This window comes from Aerosakkonema funiforme FACHB-1375, from assembly GCF_014696265.1.
Classification (GTDB): domain Bacteria; phylum Cyanobacteriota; class Cyanobacteriia; order Cyanobacteriales; family Aerosakkonemataceae; genus Aerosakkonema; species Aerosakkonema funiforme_A.
In genome coordinates this window covers 67,300-89,569 of the sequence record NZ_JACJPW010000019.1, presented here as the reverse complement: position 1 = coordinate 89,569, position 22,270 = coordinate 67,300, and the positions used below count along the sequence as shown (strand labels likewise).

General features: G+C 43.9%; 21 protein-coding genes. 6 read left to right on the top strand and 15 right to left on the bottom strand.

Features of this window, described 5'->3' with window-relative positions:
- Nucleotides 1–327: 327 nt before the first annotated feature.
- Genes H6G03_RS09885 through H6G03_RS09875 form a run of 3 tightly spaced genes read right to left on the bottom strand, consistent with a single transcriptional unit; the run spans nucleotide 328 to nucleotide 1,011 of the window.
- The gene (locus H6G03_RS09885; RefSeq protein WP_190464157.1) at nucleotides 328–561 is read right to left on the bottom strand and encodes a type II toxin-antitoxin system HicB family antitoxin; all 234 of its coding nucleotides are present in this window, start codon (nucleotides 559–561) and stop codon (nucleotides 328–330) included.
- On the bottom strand, nucleotides 561–725 hold the full coding sequence (locus H6G03_RS09880) for a type II toxin-antitoxin system HicA family toxin (protein ID WP_322111887.1): 165 nt from the start codon (nucleotides 723–725) through the stop codon (nucleotides 561–563). Before H6G03_RS09880 ends, H6G03_RS09885 begins: the two co-directional genes overlap by 1 nt.
- Before the next feature lie 37 nt (nucleotides 726–762).
- Nucleotides 763–1,011: a hypothetical protein gene (locus H6G03_RS09875; protein WP_190464163.1), complete on the bottom strand. Its 249-nt coding sequence runs from the start codon at nucleotides 1,009–1,011 to the stop codon at nucleotides 763–765.
- A gap of 139 nt (nucleotides 1,012–1,150) precedes the next feature.
- Between H6G03_RS09875 and H6G03_RS09870 the strand changes: the two genes are divergently transcribed.
- Both H6G03_RS09870 and H6G03_RS09865 read left to right on the top strand, forming a co-directional pair.
- Entirely contained in the window at nucleotides 1,151–5,752 is a 4,602-nt protein-coding gene (locus H6G03_RS09870) for an AAA domain-containing protein (RefSeq protein ID WP_190464156.1), read from the top strand.
- Between the two features lie 104 nt (nucleotides 5,753–5,856).
- Nucleotides 5,857–7,782 carry a phospholipase D-like domain-containing protein gene (locus H6G03_RS09865; RefSeq protein WP_190464155.1) on the top strand — a complete coding sequence of 642 codons (1,926 nt, stop codon included), beginning with the start codon at nucleotides 5,857–5,859 and terminating at the stop codon, nucleotides 7,780–7,782.
- A gap of 76 nt (nucleotides 7,783–7,858) precedes the next feature.
- Here the strand turns inward: H6G03_RS09865 and H6G03_RS09860 are convergent, their stop codons facing one another.
- The 4 genes from H6G03_RS09860 to H6G03_RS09845 all read right to left on the bottom strand — a co-directional run bounded on the left by H6G03_RS09860 (nucleotide 7,859) and on the right by H6G03_RS09845 (nucleotide 11,182).
- On the bottom strand, nucleotides 7,859–8,992 hold the full coding sequence (locus H6G03_RS09860) for a geranylgeranyl reductase family protein (protein ID WP_190464154.1): 1,134 nt from the start codon (nucleotides 8,990–8,992) through the stop codon (nucleotides 7,859–7,861).
- A 310-nt stretch (nucleotides 8,993–9,302) separates the two neighbouring features.
- A complete protein-coding gene (gene frr, locus H6G03_RS09855; RefSeq protein WP_190464153.1) occupies nucleotides 9,303–9,851 on the bottom strand; it encodes a ribosome recycling factor in 549 nt (182 codons plus the stop codon).
- The gene (pyrH, locus tag H6G03_RS09850; protein ID WP_190464152.1) at nucleotides 9,838–10,566 is read right to left on the bottom strand and encodes a UMP kinase; all 729 of its coding nucleotides are present in this window, start codon (nucleotides 10,564–10,566) and stop codon (nucleotides 9,838–9,840) included. The genes frr and pyrH overlap by 14 nt, the downstream gene beginning before the upstream one ends.
- A gap of 73 nt (nucleotides 10,567–10,639) precedes the next feature.
- Nucleotides 10,640–11,182, bottom strand: a complete 543-nt coding sequence (locus H6G03_RS09845) for a thioredoxin family protein (RefSeq protein ID WP_190464151.1) — start codon at nucleotides 11,180–11,182, stop codon at nucleotides 10,640–10,642.
- Between the two features lie 226 nt (nucleotides 11,183–11,408).
- On the opposite strand from H6G03_RS09845, the gene H6G03_RS09840 reads away from it, so the two are divergent.
- The gene (locus H6G03_RS09840; RefSeq protein ID WP_190464150.1) at nucleotides 11,409–12,332 is read left to right on the top strand and encodes an alpha/beta fold hydrolase; all 924 of its coding nucleotides are present in this window, start codon (nucleotides 11,409–11,411) and stop codon (nucleotides 12,330–12,332) included.
- A gap of 59 nt (nucleotides 12,333–12,391) precedes the next feature.
- Here H6G03_RS09840 and H6G03_RS09835 read toward each other — a convergent pair whose 3' ends face one another.
- The 3 genes from H6G03_RS09835 to H6G03_RS09825 all read right to left on the bottom strand — a co-directional run bounded on the left by H6G03_RS09835 (nucleotide 12,392) and on the right by H6G03_RS09825 (nucleotide 16,091).
- The gene (locus H6G03_RS09835; protein ID WP_242060363.1) at nucleotides 12,392–13,738 is read right to left on the bottom strand and encodes an LCP family protein; all 1,347 of its coding nucleotides are present in this window, start codon (nucleotides 13,736–13,738) and stop codon (nucleotides 12,392–12,394) included.
- 296 nt (nucleotides 13,739–14,034) lie between these two features.
- Nucleotides 14,035–14,409, bottom strand: a complete 375-nt coding sequence (locus tag H6G03_RS09830) for a hypothetical protein (RefSeq protein WP_190464149.1) — start codon at nucleotides 14,407–14,409, stop codon at nucleotides 14,035–14,037.
- A gap of 83 nt (nucleotides 14,410–14,492) precedes the next feature.
- Complete coding sequence (locus tag H6G03_RS09825; protein WP_190464148.1) at nucleotides 14,493–16,091, bottom strand: S8 family serine peptidase; 1,599 nt, start codon at nucleotides 16,089–16,091, stop codon at nucleotides 14,493–14,495.
- Between the two features lie 110 nt (nucleotides 16,092–16,201).
- Between H6G03_RS09825 and rpe the strand changes: the two genes are divergently transcribed.
- The gene (rpe, locus tag H6G03_RS09820) at nucleotides 16,202–16,909 is read left to right on the top strand and encodes a ribulose-phosphate 3-epimerase (protein WP_190464147.1); all 708 of its coding nucleotides are present in this window, start codon (nucleotides 16,202–16,204) and stop codon (nucleotides 16,907–16,909) included.
- 130 nt (nucleotides 16,910–17,039) lie between these two features.
- On the opposite strand, the gene H6G03_RS09815 is transcribed toward rpe, so the two are convergent.
- Complete coding sequence (locus H6G03_RS09815; protein ID WP_190464146.1) at nucleotides 17,040–17,228, bottom strand: CsbD family protein; 189 nt, start codon at nucleotides 17,226–17,228, stop codon at nucleotides 17,040–17,042.
- Nucleotides 17,229–17,412: 184 nt separating this feature from the next.
- Between H6G03_RS09815 and H6G03_RS09810 the strand changes: the two genes are divergently transcribed.
- Complete coding sequence (locus H6G03_RS09810; protein WP_190464145.1) at nucleotides 17,413–17,565, top strand: hypothetical protein; 153 nt, start codon at nucleotides 17,413–17,415, stop codon at nucleotides 17,563–17,565.
- A 210-nt stretch (nucleotides 17,566–17,775) separates the two neighbouring features.
- Here the strand turns inward: H6G03_RS09810 and H6G03_RS09805 are convergent, their stop codons facing one another.
- The 4 genes from H6G03_RS09805 to H6G03_RS09790 all read right to left on the bottom strand — a co-directional run bounded on the left by H6G03_RS09805 (nucleotide 17,776) and on the right by H6G03_RS09790 (nucleotide 19,870).
- Complete coding sequence (locus tag H6G03_RS09805; RefSeq protein ID WP_190464144.1) at nucleotides 17,776–18,276, bottom strand: hypothetical protein; 501 nt, start codon at nucleotides 18,274–18,276, stop codon at nucleotides 17,776–17,778.
- 281 nt (nucleotides 18,277–18,557) lie between these two features.
- On the bottom strand, nucleotides 18,558–19,082 hold the full coding sequence (locus H6G03_RS09800; RefSeq protein ID WP_190464143.1) for a hypothetical protein: 525 nt from the start codon (nucleotides 19,080–19,082) through the stop codon (nucleotides 18,558–18,560).
- A 43-nt stretch (nucleotides 19,083–19,125) separates the two neighbouring features.
- Nucleotides 19,126–19,557: a hypothetical protein gene (locus tag H6G03_RS09795; RefSeq protein WP_190464142.1), complete on the bottom strand. Its 432-nt coding sequence runs from the start codon at nucleotides 19,555–19,557 to the stop codon at nucleotides 19,126–19,128.
- 124 nt (nucleotides 19,558–19,681) lie between these two features.
- Nucleotides 19,682–19,870 (bottom strand): CsbD family protein, encoded by a 189-nt coding sequence (locus H6G03_RS09790; protein ID WP_190464141.1) that lies wholly within the window; start codon nucleotides 19,868–19,870, stop codon nucleotides 19,682–19,684.
- A gap of 346 nt (nucleotides 19,871–20,216) precedes the next feature.
- On the opposite strand from H6G03_RS09790, the gene uvrB reads away from it, so the two are divergent.
- Nucleotides 20,217–22,214 carry an excinuclease ABC subunit UvrB gene (gene uvrB / locus H6G03_RS09785; RefSeq protein ID WP_190464140.1) on the top strand — a complete coding sequence of 666 codons (1,998 nt, stop codon included), beginning with the start codon at nucleotides 20,217–20,219 and terminating at the stop codon, nucleotides 22,212–22,214.
- The last annotated feature ends 56 nt before the right edge of the window (nucleotides 22,215–22,270 follow it).

The window sequence follows — 22,270 nt, the reverse complement described above, 5'->3', positions numbered from 1 at the left end:
TAATTGTGCCGATGCACGATATGCCTACGGCACGCTGTGCGAAGGCACTCCTGCAAGTGCCTTAACAAAAGTTCATACAGTGTCGATTACTTTTGTCCGACTACTTAATAAATCTGAGGATGAGTAGTTGAATAAATCCCTAGATCCCCGACTTCTTGAAGAAGTCGGGGATCTGAGTAATAGAGTAAATCAATAAAAGGTACGTAGTTGCGCTTTAGCGCTAAAGCGCAACAACATACCTAAGAACTTGTCGCGATGAAGTTTATTAGGCTGAAGATAGAAACCCGGTTTCTCTAAGAAACCGGGTTTCTAATTGCGATCGCATTATCAAACAGAATAGGCTTTTTTACGCGCAGGTGCAACCGGAATTTCTTTCCCCTTTTCTTGATAATCTTCTTTCACCAATTCCCAAGCTTCTCTCAATTCCTCTAAAGCTTGTTGAGGAGTATCACCGAAAGCTGAAATATTAGGCATTTCTTGCAAATGCGCTAGCCAATCTCCTTGTTCATCAACATATAAATTAATTGTAAATCCATCAAAATTATAGTTATTAAAATTCATTATTCTTCTACCTCTTGATATTCAAAAAATTGCTGAATTTGATAAACTTTTGCTTTCCCATCCTTGCGGGGTTGAATCGGTAAAGGTTGACCTTTCGGTGAATACCATAACCGATGGCTACCTTTTTGGCGGCTAAACACCCATCCATTTTGGCTTAGGAGAATTTCAAATTCATCAAAAGTAAGGTTTTCTGGGCTATTTTTAGCTTTCTACCATAGCTTTTTTTTTCCTCATAACATTATTATAATAGTAGATATGTTCATTAAATAACTCTCCTTTATTATTCCATTTTACAGGATAGACTGAGGGAACAGGAACGCCAAGGTGCTGAAGAGGAACGTCAACGCGCTGAGGATGCGATCGCACAACGGGAAACAGCAAACTAGCGATATCAAGATTTAATAGAACGATTGCGATCGAAGGGAATTGACCCAGAACAATTATAGGCAATTGATAACAGAAACCCGGTTTCTTAGAGAAACCGGGTTTCTAGTATAATTAGAAAAATTAGCACAAGTATGGCCGAATTAATGTACTCATCAGAATCTTAAGACTATAATGGTGATAATAATTATAAATTGGAGTAATTATGCCCAGTTTTTCAGCCGATCCTGCCAATATTGCTGATTTGCTGCAAATTATTCGGGATGGTTACGAAATTAACTTGACGGCGGGTGAGTACAAAGGGCCATTTACTATTGAAAAAGCGATCGCCATTCGCGGAAATGGTGAAAATACGGTTATTTTTACAGCCGATGAGCCAGCTTTGATCGTGAAAGTACCTGGGGTGCGGATCGAGAATTTAGCGATCGCACGCACGGTGGGAGGCGACAAGGGAGAAGTGGCGCTATTCGCTGAAATAGGAACATTGCCTATATTAGAGCAAGTGAGATTGACCGGAATAGCCGAAAATGTTCGCTGGTCAGGCGCTAGCTGGGATATTCCGCCAATATTGGATTTTGGGGATGTGGAATGCGATCGCTTGGTGCAGCGTTCTTGGCAATTACAAATAGGCGCAGCTTGCGAAATTGTATCCGATCTTACTTGGCTGCACGTAGAGCCAAATTACCTATCGCCCGGTTTACAAAATTTAGAAATTAAATTGAATTCCAATAATATTTTGCCAGGAACAAATTTATCTGGTTTTATATTTTTAGCTGATTCAGAATCATTTCGCGAAATTGAAATTACAGCTAAAATAAAACAAAAAGCTACCTCCAATGTAGGAGGTTACACGAGCAGAGAAGAAGAGTCAGACGAGTTGATATGCCAAAAATTTGGTTATCGGTTTGTTGGCGAGAATGGAATTAATAATTTGATTGGCGATGTAGAAGGAAAAGCCGCCATAGACAGGTATTTTGATTTTAACGAAAAACGCGATCGCGCCGAAGAATTACTAGATAAAATCCTCGGACAAGAACCACATTTATTTTATCTGCGTCGCCGGGGAAAAGGACAAGAAATAGGCGAAGAGAAATGGGAACTTACGCTCGCCACCGATCGAGATAATATAGAATTACCTGCTATTCTCCAAGAAAGGGAAAAAACCTTAAGTTTGGTAGCAGTTGTCAGTCAAGATGGATATGGCGGTTTGCGGGTATTATCGGCTAAATTATTACCGCAAGATAAGGGAAAAGTAGATGCTTTTAGCATACCTTATCCGATTCGGTTGTTGCGCGATCGCCAACATCGCATCGGCATACCGCCATCCGTTATATCCAGTATAGCAAAATTACCTTTCTGCGGCGATCATCTACCAACAGAAGAACAGTTAAAAGCTTGGCAAACATTTTTAAATATTGAAGAACGCATGGCGAAAGAGCGACAATTTTGCGTTCCTTTTATTAATCATAACTATGGTGTGGCTACTCGGAAAATTACCTTTGAAATTGATGCTGCCAAAGCCACTATTGATAGTTCTTCAGGGACTTTTTTAAAAACAGATAATTTTTGGCAACGAGCCTTCAAAGCACGCAATGAAGATATTGAGCTTTTGGAAATAGCATCTGATGGTAACGGCGAACAAATTGAATATAGATTGGGTAATATTGAAGAAATCGATCGAGAAAAAAGTTTAATCCGTATTAGGATAGATGCCGAAATAGTCGAGAAAATAATAGAAGGAAATTATCAAATTCCCTCACAAGGATTTTTGTCTTTTGAAGCAGCAGGCGATTTAAGCCAAATTAAACGGAAGAAAAAAGCATTAGACGAGTTAAAAAAAGGAAACGCGCAGAATCCTTATTTGGGTGAATTTTTCTTTGATGCTGCGAAAGCAAGACCTCTGCAAAGACAGATTAAACTACAACCGGAAGATTTATTATTACCGTCTGCGAATGACGACCAAATTGCCGCAGTAGAAGCGGTACTTGCTGCCGATGATTTGGTGCTAATTCAAGGGCCACCAGGTACGGGAAAAACAACAGTTATTGCCGAAATTTGTTACCAAATTGCTTTGCGAGGCGGGCGCACTTTGATTGCTTCTCAAGCAAATTTAGCCGTAGATAACGCACTTAGCAGATTAATTCACAGTCCGGTAATTCGTGCTTTGCGAAAGGGACGTGCCGAGAGAGTAGAGGAAGAAGGATTACCATTTTTGGAAGAACAAGTAATTGGTACTTGGCTGAAAAATACGGCGTCAGATTGCGAAAAGCGGTTACTGAAACGAAAAGAAAATATCGAATTCTTCCGTCATTTGTTGGCATCGGCAGAAAAGTTTGCTAGCTATTTAAAAGCAGAAGAAACTATCGAACGGGATTTGAGAACTTGGCAAAGTCGCTTGGTAAGGATAAAAGCAGAGGGGAAAGAAATAATCAGTCAAATCTCGGAAATTAAAGCACAGAAAACTCAGATTAATTCGCTTGTTTCAGACTTGACTTATGTGCTAAATTCTGCTAATATAATCAATTGGGAAGATAAGGAGATATTCAATTTATCAGAGCGGTTACAGAAATCGGCAGCTAATGATAATTATCTCAAAGCATTTATCGCTAACGTGCAAATGGCGGTAAACTTAGCTAAGAGAATGGGTTTGATTTCTCCCGGTAATCGCGAAGCATTTGGGTTAGCTGCTTGGTTGCGGGATACTATTCCTGGTTGGGTTTCGGAAGCTGGTAGGGGACTGGCGGAAGCCAAGAATGCGATCGCATCAATTAACGAAACCCAAAAAGCCGTACAAATTTACCAGCAGTATTCTGCCAATGTTGCTCAATTGCAAAGAAACTACCAGCAAATGTTGACAGAACAACAAAATATTCAAACTCACAGATTCGATCGAATTTGGCAACAAATAATTGAAAATATTCAGTTGGGATCTATTAAAGCATTATTGAGTCAGCATGGTTGTTTGATCTCATATAATGGTGAAACAGTGCAAATAGGCATTAGCACTCCGGGATTGTTGAAATTAGCGCAACAGAAATTACCGGATATTAAACTTGCCGTTGTCAAAGCTTTCAATCGAGATTTAAAAGTAGGATTAGTTGTCGGAAATGCTAGCACGCAAAGCGGATATAGTCAGCTATTTAATGAAGATTTAGCCAATCTGAAAAGACAAATGTCCGAGTCTCAAAGGCAGTTAGAAAATTTGCGTCAACAAGCGGAAATAAAAGCTAGACTTTGCCGATCGCTTTTAACCGAATTAAAACAGTTTACACAATTGCCAGATAGTTTACGCGCTGTCTTAGAAAGATGCCTGCAAAGCACCTCAATGTCAACTGTTTTAGCAGAATTACCAACATTATCAGCACAGGCGAGTGACTGGGAAAGCGGTATTAGTAACCTGACCGAGATGATTTCCTTGCTAGATCCTTTAGTTGCACTATCAAATATCAAAAATAATCTGAATAATCATCTTGCCAAGTTACAACAAACTTATGAAAGTGCTAACAATAAAGTGAGAGATTTACAAAACCAAATTAGCGAAATAGAAGCGCAACTACAACAGAAACCCTCAGAACAATTAATTAGCGATCGCAAATGGTGGGAGTCAGCATGGCAAGCAATACCCGCTCGACTAAAACCACCAGTTCCCTCAACAGGTTTATTCGATCCAGACTTTTTACGCACAGTAAAAGTGCAATTCGACGCTTGGCAAACAGAATTAGAAAAAGAACAAGCTTATCTCAGTCGCTACGAAAACCTCGTCCAAGATTGGATTCAAAAATTACGCAATCCCTCCGCACAAGATCGCACCGAATTGCGACGAACTTATATTGATAATGCCAACGTTATCGGCATTACTTGCGTGCAAGCTGCTGGATATAGTTTTGTCAGAGAATTTAATAACTTTGATGTAGTAATTATTGATGAAGTCAGTAAATGTACGCCGCCAGAGTTACTAATTCCTGCCTTAAAAGGGAAAAAATTAGTCCTAATTGGTGACTATCGACAATTACCGCCAATGCTGCATGAAAATAGCATCGAAGAAATTGCCGAAGAAATGGACAGTACCAGAGAAGAAATGGCATTTTTAGAAGAATCTCTGTTTAAAGTACAATTTGAAGCTGCATCCGAGAGTATTAAGCGTAGGTTAACTATTCAGTATCGAATGCACCCAGTTATTATGGGTGCAATCAATCAGTTTTACGAACATCGCTTGCAATGTGGAATTCCCGATGCCGATCGGCAACGCGCACACAATCTCAATGGTAAAATTATCCAAGAAAATCACCATCTTATTTGGGTAAAAATGCCATTGGAAGAGGGTTTTGCCGAAAAACAAGAAGGAACGTCAAGAACCAATATTAAAGAAGTGGATGCGATCGAAATTTTGTGTCAGCAAATGGAAGAATCTTGGTTTCCCAAAGTTGCTGCTGGAAATCCCCGCAAAGAAATAGGCATCATTACTTTTTATGGGGCTCAATTAAGATTAATTGAAGAAAGAATAAATCCCAAAAGCTTTCCTTCTTTGCAAATTAGAACTGGTACAGTTGACCGATTTCAAGGTATGGAACGCGCAGTAGTTATTGTTAGCATGGTTCGCAATAATAGCAATCGAGATGTAGGATTTGCCAAAAAGCTAGAACGGGTAAATGTTGCTTTCTCTCGCGCTCAAGAATTGCTAATAGTTGTCGGTTGTCATTCCTTATTTACTCAGTATGCACGGGGAGTTGGCAGTATGTATTCTAACATTTCCGATATCCTGCGTCGTCATGGAGGATTAATTGATGTTTCTCAAATATTAGGATAATTACCTTAGTCCCGCCAGGGATTTTAATCCCTGGCGGTTGTAAATAGCAAAACCCTTCGATAAGGATAAACCTAGTAATTAACAAAACTATCAAGGATTAATAAATGTTTCTAGCGTCCTCCCCTAAACCAATTGATGCCAATCTAAAAGAAATGGCAGACAAAATTGAGCAGCAAAGTCCAGGTTTATCTGTTTTAACGGCGCGTCAATTTCGCTATAGCGTTTCCCAAGTGACCGTGGAAGTTACTATTAGCGAACCGCGTAAATTTAATGTACTCGAAGAGTTTATTCTTCGCGCTGGAATTGAACTCGAACCGCCGCCAAGCGTTGATGAACTAGCAACTGTACTGGGACTCGATCCTGTATTCGTACAAAATACTACTAGAACTCTGCGCTCTTTACAGACTTTAGCATGGACAACTAATGGATCGATCGCACTTACTCCCCAAGGACGACAATTTTACGAACAAGGTTCTGTTCCTCAACCTCCACAAACTAAAGAAATTTATGCCATAACTGACCCATTAAACAGCAATCTTTTTTTTATCGCTTCTCCTTTAGAAGCAACCAACATTGACTTACCAGAGTTAGAAAATTTTATGGCGATCGAAAATAGATCGCCCGATATTGATTCCTTACTAATAGAAGAATTTCAGCAAATAATTCAAGCTTCCAGCTTAGGACTGCACGACCCAAAAGAAGGCAAAATACTTACCGAAGCAAGTATAATAGATGAACCTACAAATATCTGGCAAGCTATTTCAATTTTCGCGATCTACGATTTACTTGAAGATAAAATCAACCTGCAAGTTAGACGCGGTAAGCAGGTTTTAGAATATCCCTCAAATTATTTGGATATCCTGCAAGAAGCAGGAATGTTTTCCTTACAAGATTTTTTCTCTATTAGTGAAGAAACTATTGCCAACGAACGCCATCTACTGATGGAAGCGAGGAATGCAGAAGTTGAGGCAAGAATTGAGAAAATCGATCGTATAGCAATTGAAAATGTTCTGGAAATTAGGACTAATCCAAAACCAAATAAACCTGCGTTAACTGTTGAAGCAGGTAGTGTTATTCTGCTGCGAGACAGTCAGATTCGCACAGCTTTTTTAGATACTCTGAAATTAGCCCGTCAAGAAATACTGATTTTTTCGCCTTGGGTGAGTGAGGAAGTAATAGACGATCAATTTATCAAGTTACTGGAAAATATTGCTAAACAAGGAGTTGCCGTTTTAATTGGTTATGGAATTGCCCGCAAACCGGAAGAAGAAGAACGGCAAATTACCCCTACACTCCAGCAAAAATTATTAGGAATTAAAACACCAGATGGTTTACCTGCGGTGCAGATATTTTGGTTGGGAAATTCCCATGCAAAGGAAGTAGTAGTCGATCGCAAAATTCACTTATGTGGTTCTCATAATTTTCTTTCTTATCGGGGAGATAGATTACCAAGAGGAGAAACAGTTTATAAAGTAACTATTCCCGAACAAGTTCAAGAAGCTTACGAATTTTTGGCAAGTCGATTCAACAAACAAGCACAAAAATTATGGAAGAATGCTTTAAAAATGCGTGACGATCGATCTGCTGAAGCTGCTATTTGCGTATGGGGTGCGCTGAGTATGGAACAAGAAGCATTAAAACAGCTAGAACAAAATAAATGGCTGGAATTATTACCGATTTGGTTAAAGTTAGTATTTTATGGATTAAAATCGAAAAAAATATCACCTGATGCTGAGTATTTTTACACAGCACTTTCTTTGCTAAAAGAGTTTTCTGTAGAAGATGCAAATATTGAATTATTGCGAGAAGGTTGGCAGAAAGTTATAGGTGCGATCGCTACCAGCAATCGAGAAGCTGCGTTAAACTTAATAACTGCGGAAATATGGTCACAATTCACGCGGCTTGGTATCGCTCATTCACCTATCGATTCGCCGGATAAATTTATATCAAAATATACTGTAATCCAAAAACCGCTAGAGAAATCTATCAAAAATAAATCTAAAACCGATACTTCAAAAAAGAAAAAATGAATTATATCGGAACTTAAGCAAGTGTCACACATACGTAAGTTCCGATTAATTCAAAACTCAAAACTCATAACTACTTTCAGCCCCCCATACCGGGAATCATACTCTTGCTGAGACGTTTGAGAGCGAAGTTAACAACATCGCTGTAACGCAGTTGTCCGCAGAGGATTTTCGCCATAGTTTGGGTAGCGGTAGGTCGTTTTACGCCCACTTTGTAGCCAACTTTAGGAATTTTGTAGAATACACCTGCTAGGCGTTGCGCCCACACCATATCGCTACCCCATTCATCGACAATGACCTGAGTGTATTTTTCCAAAGCATTTAAATCGCCACCGAGAGCTCGATCGATCGCCTCCGCCGCCTTCATTCCGCTAAAAATCGAAGGACGAATACCTTCCGCCGTCATCGGATCGACAACGCAAGCAGCTTCGCCAGCTAAAACAGCATTTTGGGTGTGCAGCTTTTGATTCCCATCCCACAAACAAAGCGGATGTCCGTATTGCTTGCTGGTTTTCATATCCACACCGAACATTGTGCCGTATTCAGTCAAAATGCTCTTAAAGTCTTGCGGTTCGCCGCCTTGGAAAGTTCCTACACCGATCGAATACCCATCTGCTTTAGGGAAGTTCCAAATATAACCATTTTTCACCATCCCGAACTCAAAATAAGTTCTGGTATCGGGATTGCCGGGAGGTGGCGTTTCTGCCTCTAAAGCTCCACCCAGCCTGCGTTTGCGCTCCTTGAAACCCAACAGCTTAGCCATTGGCCCCTTTGCACCGTCAGCAGCGATCAGATAGCGCCCTTCTACTGGGCCATTAGCTGTCTTGACTTGCCAGCGATCGTTCTTAAATTCAATCCCCGTAACCTCAGTATTATCTCGGAGTTCGGCCCCCTGCTTCTGTGCCTGTTGAACCAGAAAGTGGTCGAAAATATCCCGCCGCACCATCCAAATTGGCTCCATGTTTGTGAGCCTCGCTTCCACTGGGTCTTCCATCTTCCAGGTGTAGCGAATTGTGTCTACTTTCAGGGAAATCGCTGGCGAGAAATCAAAATCAAACCATTGGGCGATCGCAGGCGATACACCTCCACCGCAAGGTTTATACCGAGGCAAGCTTTCTTTTTCCAGAACTAATACAGAGCGCCCCCGCTTAGCCAAATGATAAGCCGCCGTTCCGCCTGCTGGGCCAGCACCGACAATAATGCAGTCAAACATATCCTTGAATTTTGCTCCTGAGTAAAGTCTATTGTTAGCTTTTGACCAACTTTCCAAGGTTCCTCAACTTAAGAGGAGTTTAACTGGCTTTTGCCGATCGCTGCCAGTATCTGAGAGTTAGTCGCACTGGCCTATCTTAGGATCTCTTCGAGCGAAAATATTTAAATTACAGATCCTAATCTCACTTCCGGCTATTTACGTACTGAATTTCAGAGTTTTTACGGCTTATCTCATCTGCATATACTGCTTTTATCCCCAATGGCAGTCTTTAACTTCAGCATTGGGGTAATTTTGCCGAACTGTGATCGCTTCAGACAGTAGTGATATCTTTCTCTTTCTCCGCTAGCAATGCGTCGATTTTGTTAATGTACTTGTCAGTAAGCTTTTGAATTTTATCTTGCCGATCTTTAGCTTCATCCTCAGAAATATCGCCGCTTTTTTCCTCCTTGCGAATCGAGTCTACAGCATCGCGACGAATATTGCGAACCGATACCTTACCTTCTTCAGCATATTTGGCAGCTACTTTGACAAATTCTTTACGACGATCGCTGGTAAGCGGAGGAATATTCAACCGGATAGTCGAACCATCGTTGTTAGGAGTTAAACCGATATCCGACATTGAAATAGCTTTCTCGATCGAATTCAAGATGCTGCGATCGTATGGTTGAATCGCGATCGTAGTTGCATCCGGCGTATTAATGTTCGCCAGAGATTTCAAGGGTGTTTGGGCACCATAATAATCCACCGTTACTTTATCGAGGAGCGATGCGTTAGCTCTTCCGGTACGGATGGTATTAAAAGCGTGTTGAGTAGACTCAACTGCTTTCTGCATTTTACTTTCAGCTTCAGCTAACTTCATATATATCTCCCACAATCGTTCCTATAGATTCTCCCATCACAGCTCGACGAATGTTACCTCTGACTGTGAGGTCAAAAACCATAATCGGGATGTTGTTCTCCTTACACAGAGCGATCGCGGTACTATCCATTACCCGCAGATCTTGAGTTAAAACGTGTCCGTAGTTCAGGCTTTGGTAGCGTTTGGCACCTGGATTCAGATGCGGATCGGAATCGTAAATACCATCTACCTTAGTTGCCTTAAAAATCACATCAGCGCTGATTTCAGCCGCCCGCAGAGCAGCTGTGGTATCCGTTGTAAAGAAAGGATTGCCGGAACCTGCGCCGAAAATCACCACCCGTCCTTTTTCCAGGTGGCGAATAGCGCGACGCCGGATATAGGGTTCCGCCACTTCCTGCATCGCGATCGCTGTTTGTACGCGAGTCGGAACACTCATTCGCTCCAGAGCATCCTGCAACGTCATCGCATTCATCACCGTAGCGATCATGCCGATATAGTCAGCCGTGGCCCGATCCATTCCTCTGGCAGCCCCCTTGACGCCACGAAAGATGTTTCCGCCACCCACAACAATGGCTATTTGAACGCCGCTAGCTACCACCTCTGCTACCTCAGCAGCGATTTCCTGAACCACTGTTGGATCGATCCCATAGCCGAGGTTACCCATTAAGGCTTCACCGCTCAGCTTCAGCAAAACCCGCCGGTACGCTATCCCCATGAAATTACTATTTGCTCAACTGAAATTGCCTCCAACTTAAGATAGCAGTAGAAAGCACATTCTGTGTCTATTATCATTGCCACTTCAAAGAACAGCCGACTGCCTGAGTGTGGGTTGGGGTTACTGTTTCGCCACAGAGGAGCTGCTCGATCGCATTTCGCAAGTAGGATACCTGCACCAACTCCACTGCTTCCGGATTATCGTCGATGCTGCCACTGTAACGCACAACGCTGTTGCCATCTAATAAGAAAACTTCCGGCGTGATTTGAGCACCGAAGGAACGCGCCACATCCTGAGTTGGATCGCGCAGATAGGGGAAGTTAAGCTGATGCTTAGCCGCAAAGCTTTTCATATTCTCGAAGTTATCTTCCGGACTTGCGATCGCATTGTTGGCGTTAATCCCGATCAAAGTAAACCCGCGATCGTGAAAATCCGTCTGGATTTGTTTGAGACGGTTTAAATATAAGTCTACATAAGAGCAGCGATTGCACATAAAGATCGCACCGATTGCCCGGTATTTTTGCAAATAACGAGCTAAGTGGTGAACCTCACCATCAATCCCCGGCAGTTCAAAATCTGGAGCATAGCTGCCAATGCGAGTATCGCTTTTTTCCATAAGACTTTTTTGAGAGGTTAGGGGCTAGGAAAGCCAAAAGTTAAAAGTCAAAAGTCAAAAAATAGATTTACCTTCACCACCCCCCACTTACAAAAGCGGTAGAAGATTGCACCAAATTGATTCTGACATACCCGGCAAGCTGCACACCAGTAACTAGCGGCACGATACCAAATTCCAATATTGTAAAGAATTGTCACAATGGAAGCAGCCAGAATCTAAAATTGCTATGACTGTCTCTGCTTCTACTACCAAAACCGCTATTACAGGGGAATCTTATACTCGCCCCTACACTTGGACTTGGCAGGGTTTCCCAATTTGCTATCAAAAGCAAGGAAGCGAAGGCCCAGCAGTTATCTTAGTACACGGCTTCGGAGCTTCTTGGGCGCACTGGCGCAAGAACATCCCCTTCTTAGCCAAAACTTGTCGAGTATACGCGATTGACTTGATTGGCTTTGGTGGGTCAGCTAAACCGACTCCGGGAGTTGAAATCGAGTATACCTTTGAAACGTGGGGACAGCAGATAGCTGATTTCTGTCGGGAAGTTGTAGGCAATCCGGCATTTTTAGTCGGTAATTCCATTGGCTGTATTGCTGCTATGCAGGCTGCTGTAGATAATCCAGATATTGCCAAAGGCGTTGCCCTGCTCAACTGTTCTCTACGGCTGCTGCACGATCGCAAACGCGCTACCCTACCTTGGTATAGACGCTCCAGCGCTCCAATATTACAGAAAGTGCTTGCTGTCAAGTGGTTTGGCGAGCTATTTTTCGATCGCTTGGCAAAGCCAAAAGTTGTCCGCAAAATACTCCTGCAAGCTTATAAAAATCCAGAGGCGGTTACAGACGAACTGGTGGATATGCTCATGGCACCAGCATTCGATCCAGGTGCTGTCGATGTGTTCATCGCTTTTACGCGCTATTCCCAAGGGCCGCTACCAGAAGACCTTTTGCCAGTTTTACCTTGTCCGGCGATAATTTTATGGGGGAAAGAAGATCCTTGGGAGCCGATCGCACTTGGGCAAGAGTTAGTCAATTTCCCCCAAGTGCAAAAGTTCATCCCCATTGAAGGCGCAGGGCATTGTCCCCAAGATGAAGCGCCAGAATTAGTCAATCCAATTTTGCAGGAATGGCTGATGGATAATTTTAGATGTTAGATTTTATTTCAATCTAAAATCTAACATCTGAAATTTGAAATTCCCCAATTAGCGATCGACTAATTGGATAAATTTTTCTTTTGCAACCAGTCCTTACCGATCTTAATCGTAATATCCGATCGCAGATTGCCAGTGCTTTCTACACGCACTTCCCCAAATCCCAGAGATTGGTGAATCGCCTTCGCACCCTCATCGTCCCCTTGCTGAGCGACAATGCGTGTTTCGGACAAAGGTTCTACCCAAGCATCGGCAATGTAAACATCGCGATAGCCCGCTTGTTTCAGTTTATCGGCTATCGCCTCAGCCGCTCCCGGTTGGCCGGTGCTGTCTTGAATTGCTATTCTCAGGTCGCTTGGGTCAAAAGCGCGACGATTCTTTTTATTATTTGAGTCATCGCTATCCAAATATTGGCTGACCATCCTCTCAATGCCACGGCGATTCGGTAGCCAGTAACTAGCCTCAAACTGAGCGGCATCGCTAAAATCACCCGGTACCATCAACATTTGGATATTCGATCGATTCGTCTTGACACCAAAACCGACCAAGGCAACTAACTCTTCCACCGTTAAGTTTGTATCGATATGAGATTGAACCACCGAAAGAATTTGAGGCACTTTACCCAGAGTCGCCGGATTGAGCGCTTGTTCCACTAAAGCTCGCATTACCATTTGTTGTCGCTGTACCCGACCGATATCGCCCAGCTTGTCGTAGCGAAAGCGCAAAAAGTTCTGAACTTGAGGGCCGTTGAGGTGTTGCTTCCCTGGCTTAAAATCGATGTAAAGGTGTTGGGTATCGTCCTTATACTTCATTTCCTGGGGTACGAAGACCGTCACGCCACCCAAAGCATCGATCAATTTTTCCACACCTTGAACGTTGATGCGGACATAGCGATCGATCCTGATCCCGCCCAGTAAATTGCTTACCGCCCTAGCACTCAGGGCTGGGCCACCAGAAGCATTCGCCGCGTTAATTTTGGTAACGCCCAATCCCTCAACTAAAGTACGAGTATCGCGGGGAACAGAAAGTACAATTAATTTTTGGGTTTGGGGGTTAAAGCGCAGCAGGAGCATTGTATCGGAAAGACCCTCAAAAGAATTGACTACCGGGTCGTATCCATTGTTTGCTGGATTGGGTGCCTCACCTATCTCGGAACTGAGAACTTTTATTCCCAAAACTAAAATATTGACCGGTCGAGTTAACTCTGGCAAGCGCAGATTGGTCGTCGATATGTCTCCTTGAGAGAAAACAGCTGCTTCTTCAGCGCTCAGTTGAGCTTGCATCAAGGGTTTAGTGGAAAGAGACACTGCCAGCAGAGCTCCTGCTGTTGCCGACAGCATAGCGATTCCGGTCAAACCAAACCCAAGCCAGAGCCAACGTAGATGGTTTGCTTTGGCAGGTTGACTCATAAGTGATGGGCTTGTTTTTTGTCCCATAGAAAATAGAGCCGTAAATTTTCGAGTTGGCACTGGCTTCCTCACACACTAAAAATTCGCAGATCTGTAGGGGCGGGTTTAATTAGTATAAATATACACATTTCATAGGTTGAGTATACAAGCACAAACCCGCTCCTACTTATGAGATTTTGCAACCAGAATACTCATACCAGTTCTTCCTACGCTTTGGTACAAAATCAGGGTAATAATTTTCAAGTCCACTCCACGAGTTGCAACCGGAAAAAGCTGTAAGCTGGCAAACTTGGGGATTAAGATAAATATTTACCAAGCACCCGGTCAGCTATTTGAGTGACGATCGGTATGCGGAGGGATTGCCGCTGGGAGAAACGAATCATCAACCAAACACTCACCACAAAATAACTAGAAGTAAGCAAGCTATTCATCAATAACAGGGGCAGTTTCATCGATTCCGAAGCATCTGCCCCAGCACCCAACAAAATATACCCCAATAACCAGCCCAGGGCTAGTGTCACGGACAATCTACTTACGGCTTGTCGATACCGCGTTCCTTGACGGCGGTATAGTGTCCAGAGCGCGGGGAAAAAGCCGATGACTGGTGTCAAATATATAAATAGCTCTAAGCGCTTGAGGTCTGGATTTTCAAAGGGGTCTGTGTCTTTCATGATACTAGGTAGTAGTAGTGGCTGGCAGTACGCAGTTGCGATGAGAGCGAAGACAGCGCAACTACATACTGACCTGCTACCGATTACTTTTGAGGTACAGTCCACCAAGCTATAGCGTAAGGCTGAGTTACCTCGTTGACTTGTTGGCGATAGTGGACTCGGATTTTGTAACGACCTGTTTTGGGAACGGGGCAAAATATATGTTCGACGCTATCGACTTCGCTGACAGAGGCGCAGATTTTAGCGGCTGAGTCGTTACTATCGGCGGGTATGAGATAGAGGTCGAGGTTGTTCAAACCGCGATCGCGAAAAGTTTCTTCCAGATCGTACTGACCGTTTTTGTTGGTATCGTTTAGCTCTACCATTCTGTCCCATGCCAGAGTGATAGAGGCAAAACTTCCCTCCTGCAATGGTTTGTCCAACACATAGTCAACAGAGGAGCCAGCTTGCGCTTTGTTGTAATCCCAACCTATGGCAGGAGCAGTTTCGGATGGTTTCCACTGACTGCCGGCAAATTGCTGAACAGCACGGAAAGCGTTGAGCTGACCGGTGCCCATTTGCAGATCTAGGGGAACTTTATCATTTTTGTAGGCATCCGAATCCAGCCAAGTGCGGTTGCTTTTGTCGGTAATGGTTTTGCTCATACCGAGTTGCAAACCTTCGCCTTTATCTTTGAGTTTATCGGCTGAGTTGAGCAAGACAACTTTTGTGACTTCGTGGCGGCGGGAATCAATGCTCCAATGCGGTTGGCGGGTACTGAGTTGGCGATCGCCAAATTCCTGGATGAGCGCTACTGTAGCGGTAGCGTGGGGTGTTGCCAAACTGGTGCCGCTGACTTTGCTGACGGTACCATCTAGGTTGAGGACGGTGACATCATGTCCGGGCGCAACTAATCCGATCGAACGACGCCCTCCTACATTAATCTCTCTACCTGCTAACCTACTGATAATTCCTTCGGCGATATCGCCGATGTTGGCAAAGTCAACTTTGGCAAAAACTCCATTGATGCGCTTGGTAAACGCTACATTAATGCCGTTGAAGTTATCCGTAGGAATCGGTATTCCCCCGCGCCCCTGATTGCCTGCCACCATATGCAGTACATCGTAGACGCGAGCAGACCAATCGATACATTGGGTCAGTAGGGCGTTGCCGTCCAAAACTGCATCCGGTCGCGGGTCTCGTTCTAGGGATTCGCCAAAGCTGTAGTTAATCGCTCGCACGTCTCCGCCGTTTTGCTGGGCTACGTACTGAGAGGCTAGGCACTCTTCCGGTTGCCCGCTTTTGTCCATCGCACCAACAGCAGAAGAGTAAAGCCTTGCTCCCGGTGCCACTCCCGGTACGGCTTTGGCTCTGCTAATCATCATGCTGGCAACGCTGAAGGCGTGCGGATCTACGTCGGTATCTGTTTTGGCTGGGGTATCTCGCCAAAATACTCGCGCCACGGAGACGACGGTATGATTTTGGCTGCCTGTTTTGTCGATACCGAACTGTCCGGGGCGACCTATTTCTACTTGACCGATCGCGATTTTGCGCCCGGTCAAATTATGAGGAGATTTGTGTAGCCGTAGGGCATCTATGCCAGACTCGCCTACCGATGAGTTGTTGTTGAGGGCTACTACTGGGGTACATAGCCAGGTTGCGCTCAAACCCAAAACAATCCACGCCTTATTTTTCTTTAGCATCTGCTGCGCTCATCAAAAGTTTTCCCCGGAAAGGGATGAAACTAAATTGGGGCTCGTGTCAACTTTTGTTAAAATGCTTACAACTCAGGACGCAGGAGAGATCTTAGGCCATGACCCAAACCCAATCCCACAAACCTATCGTTGTTGCTCCCTCTATACTATCAGCGGATTTTAGCCGTCTGGGGGATGAGATTCGCGCTGTTGATGCTGCTGGGGCAGATTGGATTCACGTTGATGTGATGGATGGGCGTTTTGTCCCGAACATTACGATCGGTCCGCTGATTGTGGAAGCGATTCGCCCGGTGACGAAAAAGCCTCTGGATGTCCACTTGATGATTGTGGAACCTGAGAAGTATGTGGAGGAATTCGCTAAGGCTGGTGCTGATATTATCTCGGTTCACGCCGAGCATAATGCTTCTCCTCATTTGCACCGGACTCTGGGACAAATCAGGGAGTTGGGTAAGCAGGCGGGTGTGGTACTCAATCCTTCTACTCCTTTGGAGTTGATTGAGTATGTGCTGGAACTTTGCGATTTGATTCTGATTATGAGTGTTAACCCCGGTTTTGGCGGTCAAAGTTTCATTCCGGCTGTGGTGCCGAAAATCCAGAAGCTGCGCCAAATGTGCGATGAACGGGGTCTCGATCCTTGGATTGAGGTGGATGGCGGTTTGAAGGGTAGCAATACCTGGCAGGTTTTGGAAGTTGGCGCTAATGCGATCGTCGCAGGTTCGGCGGTGTTTAAGGCGAAGGATTACGCTGATGCGATCGAAGGTATTCGCAATAGCAAGCGTCCGACTCCTGAATTAGTGACTGTCTAAATATAGATGGTTTTTTGACCGTAAAAATAAGTCAGGCATGGAATTTCTTTTCCTGTCTGACTTATTTTTTTTGCACAATATCCTAAGATTATGTAGTTTATGCACTTGGCAGATCCAAGTCTGGAAAAGATTACATCTTGTCAATAAAGTTTTTGGCTTTGTCTTTGAGGTTTTCTACGGTGTGCATAGCTTCAGCTTGTATTTGCTTGGCTTTGCCTTCGGCTTTGTGTTTGGGATTGTCCGTAATATTACCTAACACCTCTTGTGCTTTACCTTCAATATTTTTGGCGATCGCTTTGGCTTTGTCTTGCAAGCTCATATTGCTTCTCCTTGGTTTTTTGTGAGTAAATACTTAAACAGCTATTACAACTTTATTAGTTGTTATTTACAAAATTGTATTCAAGATAACATAAATTTAATCTGTTTATCTGCCCGCAGAGATATGCGATCGCAGTCAACCCCTGTATGCTTCAGAGCTTTAGGGTTAAGATCGATCGAAAGAAATGACAGGAGCTTTTTCGGTGCTAGAAGTTCTGGGTGGTTTGCTGTTTGGGACGGCGCTATTTGGAGGTAGTGCTGCGGGTGTTGCTGTTTCTGGCGTTTTAGGCAATCTTTCTCTAACCAAGCTTTTTATAAGCTCGATCGACAAAGCATAGCAGGTGATAGCAAAGATTTGCTCTTTGCTAAATTAGCCAAATTTAGCAAAGAGGTTGTGGGTATTGCACAATACGATGGCAATCATGTTTTTGCTACTAAAATAATGGATCGAATATCGATTCAAGACAAGTGAGCTATGAAAGCATAATAATTTTTAGCCAAACACAAAGAAACCCGGTTTCTTGAAGAAACCGGGTTTCTAAATCTTTCTAATCCAGAAAACCCATCAAATCTTGACCGGCGTCAATATCATTTGAGGCTACCGGACGCTCGCCAAAATTTAAAATGGTTTCGCTAATTTTGAGGGTGCTGGCGGTAACTGGACGAATACCAGAAAAGTTGATCGTCTCGACCACTGTCAGTCCGCTGGACATAATGGGACGAATCCCACCCATGTTGACTGTTTCGGTAACTTTCAGGTGGCTGGATTCTACAGGACGAATGCCTGCGCTGCGGAATGTTTCGCTAATGGCAAGGTTAGCTGTGCCGATCGGACGATCGCCAGGTAAAGGCGCTAGGGATTGGGACTCTGGAGATTCCGGAACTGAGAGTGCGAGCGCTTGCGATCCGTTCGTTGTATTCTGGCTGTCTTTGGCTTCAACAGTATCTGCTGGCATAGTTTTTTGCTCTTTAGTTTTGGAACTCTTCTCACTCCGGGTGCCGTTGCTGGTGGCAGTGTCCTTCACTTCGGCAGTGCTGCTAACACTCATGGCTAACACCTCTGGATTTTTTAGTGACTTTGCTAATGACTGGGGACAACCCTTGTTTCGGATTTCCGCTTGTATTTTGAGTTTAATTTAAAAAATATTATATAGGTATAGATATCTTTAACATACAAATATAAACAAAAATATATATATTAAATTATATTAACTTATATTGCATTATATGACGAGATAGGATGTGTTTGCGGGCGCAAAAAAGAAAAAAACGATCTGGGGAGTACCAGATCGATCCCTTTGTCACAAACTTGCAATGGGAATAATAATTTTTAGGAGCGACGACCGCTGAGCCACTTGGCAGCCATGATACCGACAACAGCTGCAACGAGGGGATTGCTGAGAAACTTCATAATGGCGGGTTTTTCAGCCAGAACGTCTTGGAAGATGTCTGGGTGAGAGTGATAGGTGTAGGAAGCCAGTTTGCTCACATCGTCAGCGCTCATACGGCTGGGGTGGTGGGTAGAGAGTCCCAACTGCTGCTCTAGCTGGCGATCGTTCAATCCGCGTTCCTTCAAGCGCTTGAAGAATTCACGCGCAACGTCATCGCGTTCGTTTGGCTGAATTTTGGCGATCGCACTTTTGAGTTCCGGTTCCATTTCGCTGGGAGGAATGCGATCGGGATGCAGGTTGCGACCGAACATTTGACGACGTTCGTCTACGGTAGAACGCTGTGCAAAATCATCAAAGTTATCGTATTCTCTGGAGGGGTCAACTGGCACGTCATTCATGGATTCGGCGTTACCGCTAGCCAAATCGTTCATGATTTGCCGTTTGTATTCTTCGCTGCTAGGCATTTGTTTATCTCCTGTTTCCTAAAAATTGCACTTGCTGTCAAGTTTATTGATACTGAATCTGTTTCGATTGCTCGTCGTATCGAGCCGTCAAAATCAGTTTTTTATCAGGCGCATACATCAGAACAGACACATCTTGATTGGGGAAGTTTTTATGGAAACCTTGCAGGAGCGATCGCGCTAAATTTTGCACTTCATTTGGCTTTACTTGCTGCGAAATTACAACACCCAATTTGTTGTTATCCCGCACGTAAGCGTCCTGGATGATTCCCTTCGCTGTTTGAACTACCCAATCGCCAAACTTCTGACCTGCCGAGGTACTACCGCGTTCTAGTTGAGTATAAGTTTGGCTACTAGCGACAGGCAGTTGCGGTCTTTGAGTAGCTTGAGAAACTCCGCCACAGGCGGTAGTCACTGTCAAGACTAAAACTAGAACTAAGGCTGTCAAAATTTTGCGGCTTTGCTGTATGAAAATCACGTCAATCTCCTGCAACACGACAGATGGTTGGTTAACCGAATATCTCTTTATTGGTGCGTCGGTTAAATCATTTCAAAAGGTCTAGACAACTGTTGAGTTACCTAGACCTTAACCTGACAAAGGTTTAGGCGCGATCGACTATTTCCTTGGCCTTGTCTTTGATATCTTCTTTGGTGTGCCGCGCTTCCGATTCAGCTTGTTTCATTTTTCCTTCAGCCCGATCTTCGGGATCGCCAGTGACGTTTCCCAATGCTTCTTGAGCTTTGCCTTCAATGTTTTTAGCGGTTGCTTTGGCTCTTTCTTCTAAGTTCATTTTGTTTCTCCTTTTTATGCGATTTTCAACAGTCAACTGTAAAGGTAAACTGTTCTGTTCAATACATATTCACTTTATTAACAATTTTTACCTTTAAGCTTCTCCCACAAGGTACATTGTTGGGCTTGTAGCTTGAGCCCAGCGGCCTATGCTCTAAGACATACTGGATGGTAAAATCGGGGAATAAATGTTATCATATAAAAGTAGGTTTTGTTTTCAAAAGCAGTGTAAAACTTGATTTAAACCAGTTGGTTTTAGAATCACAAAAAAATCTTCCTGAAGTTGGCAATCAAACGACTAATTCTAGATTTCGTTATCATAATTAAGGTATCTTTGAAGAATGGTTATGGGGCAATTTAGTCTGCAAGCGCCGTTTAAGCCGACGGGCGACCAACCGCAAGCGATCGATCGCCTGGTCGAACACATCCAAGCAGGTCATCGCTGCCAAACTCTGCTAGGTGCAACGGGAACGGGAAAAACATTTACCGTTGGTGCGGTAATTGAAAAAGTGGGCAAACCTACTTTAGTTTTGGCACACAACAAAACTTTAGCCGCGCAGTTGTGTAACGAGTTGCGGGAGTTTTTTCCCAATAATGCCGTTGAATACTTTGTCAGTTATTACGATTACTATCAACCGGAAGCATATCTGCCAGTCACCGATACTTACATCGAAAAAACAGCGGCAATTAACGATGAAATTGATATGCTGCGACACTCGGCGACTCGATCGCTGTTCGAGCGTCGCGATGTCATTGTAGTTGCTTCTATCAGCTGCATTTACGGATTGGGTATTCCCTCGGAATATCTGAAAGCGGCGATTCCTTTGCAAGTGGGAAAAGAAGTCAATCAGCGGCAAATATTGCGCGATTTAGCTATTGTCCAATACAACCGCAACAATACAGAAATTGGTCGAGGAAAGTTTCGGTTACGCGGCGATGTGTTGGAAATTGGCCCCGCTTATGAAGATAGAATTGTGCGCGTAGAATTCTTTGGAGATGAAATTGATGCTATCCGCTACGTTGACCCTGTAACGGGAGAAATTATTCAGAGTTTGGATGCGATAAATATTTATCCAGCGCGTCACTTTGTCACGCCAGACGAAAAATTGGAAGCTGCTTGCAATGATATTCAGCAGGAACTAAAAGAGCGGTTGGCAGAATTACAAAAAGATGGTAAACTGCTGGAAGCGCAAAGGTTAGATCAGCGCACGCGGTACGATTTGGAAATGTTGCGGGAAGTCGGTTATTGCAATGGGGTAGAAAATTATTCTCGTCATTTGGCAGGTCGTCATGCGGGAGAACCGCCAGAATGTTTGATTGATTATTTCCCGAAAGATTGGCTTTTGGTGATTGATGAATCTCACGTCACCGTTCCGCAAATCCGAGGGATGTATAATGGCGACCAAGCTCGCAAAAAAGTGCTGATCGAGCATGGTTTTCGCCTTCCCAGTGCGGCAGATAATCGTCCTTTGAAAGCAGAGGAATTCTGGACGAAGGTCAATCAGTGCATATTCGTTTCCGCCACACCGGGTAACTGGGAAATAGAAATATCGGCAGATCGAGTTGTGGAACAAGTGATTCGACCGACTGGTGTGGTAGACCCAGAAATTTTTGTACGTCCGACAGAGGGACAAGTTGATGATTTGTTGGGTGAGATTAAAGATAGGGTAAAGCGACAGGAACGGGTGCTGATTACAACTTTAACCAAACGGATGGCGGAGGATTTAACGGAGTATTTGCAAGACCGAGGTATTCGGGTAAGATATTTACATTCGGAGATTCAATCGATCGAGCGGATTGAGATTTTGCAAGATTTGCGATCGGGCAGTTTTGATGTGCTGATTGGAGTTAACTTGTTGCGGGAAGGTTTGGATTTGCCAGAGGTTTCTTTGGTGGCGATTTTGGATGCCGACAAAGAAGGATTTTTGCGTGCAGAACGTTCTTTAATTCAAACGATCGGTCGTGCGGCGCGTCACGTCCAAGGTCAAGCTATTTTGTATGCAGATAATCTGACAGATAGCATGATTAAAGCAATTGACGAAACGGAACGTCGGCGCAACATTCAAATAGCATACAACCGAATGCACGGGATTACACCTCAGCCTATTGTGAAAAAGTCCAGAAACTCTATTTTGGACTTTCTGGAAGTTTCGCGACGTCTGAATTCGCAGGAGTTGGAAAAAGCTTACGAACAAGCGGATGAACTTACTTTAGATGAGGTTCCGGAGTTGATTTCTCAGTTGGAAGCGCAGATGAAGGAAGCGGCGAAAAAGTTGGAATTTGAGGAGGCGGCGAAATTGCGCGATCGCATCAAGCATTTGCGCGATAAACTTTTAGGCCATTAACAACAGTCGGGTGCGTTACGCTGGGCTAACGCACCGCATAATTATAGCATTCTGCA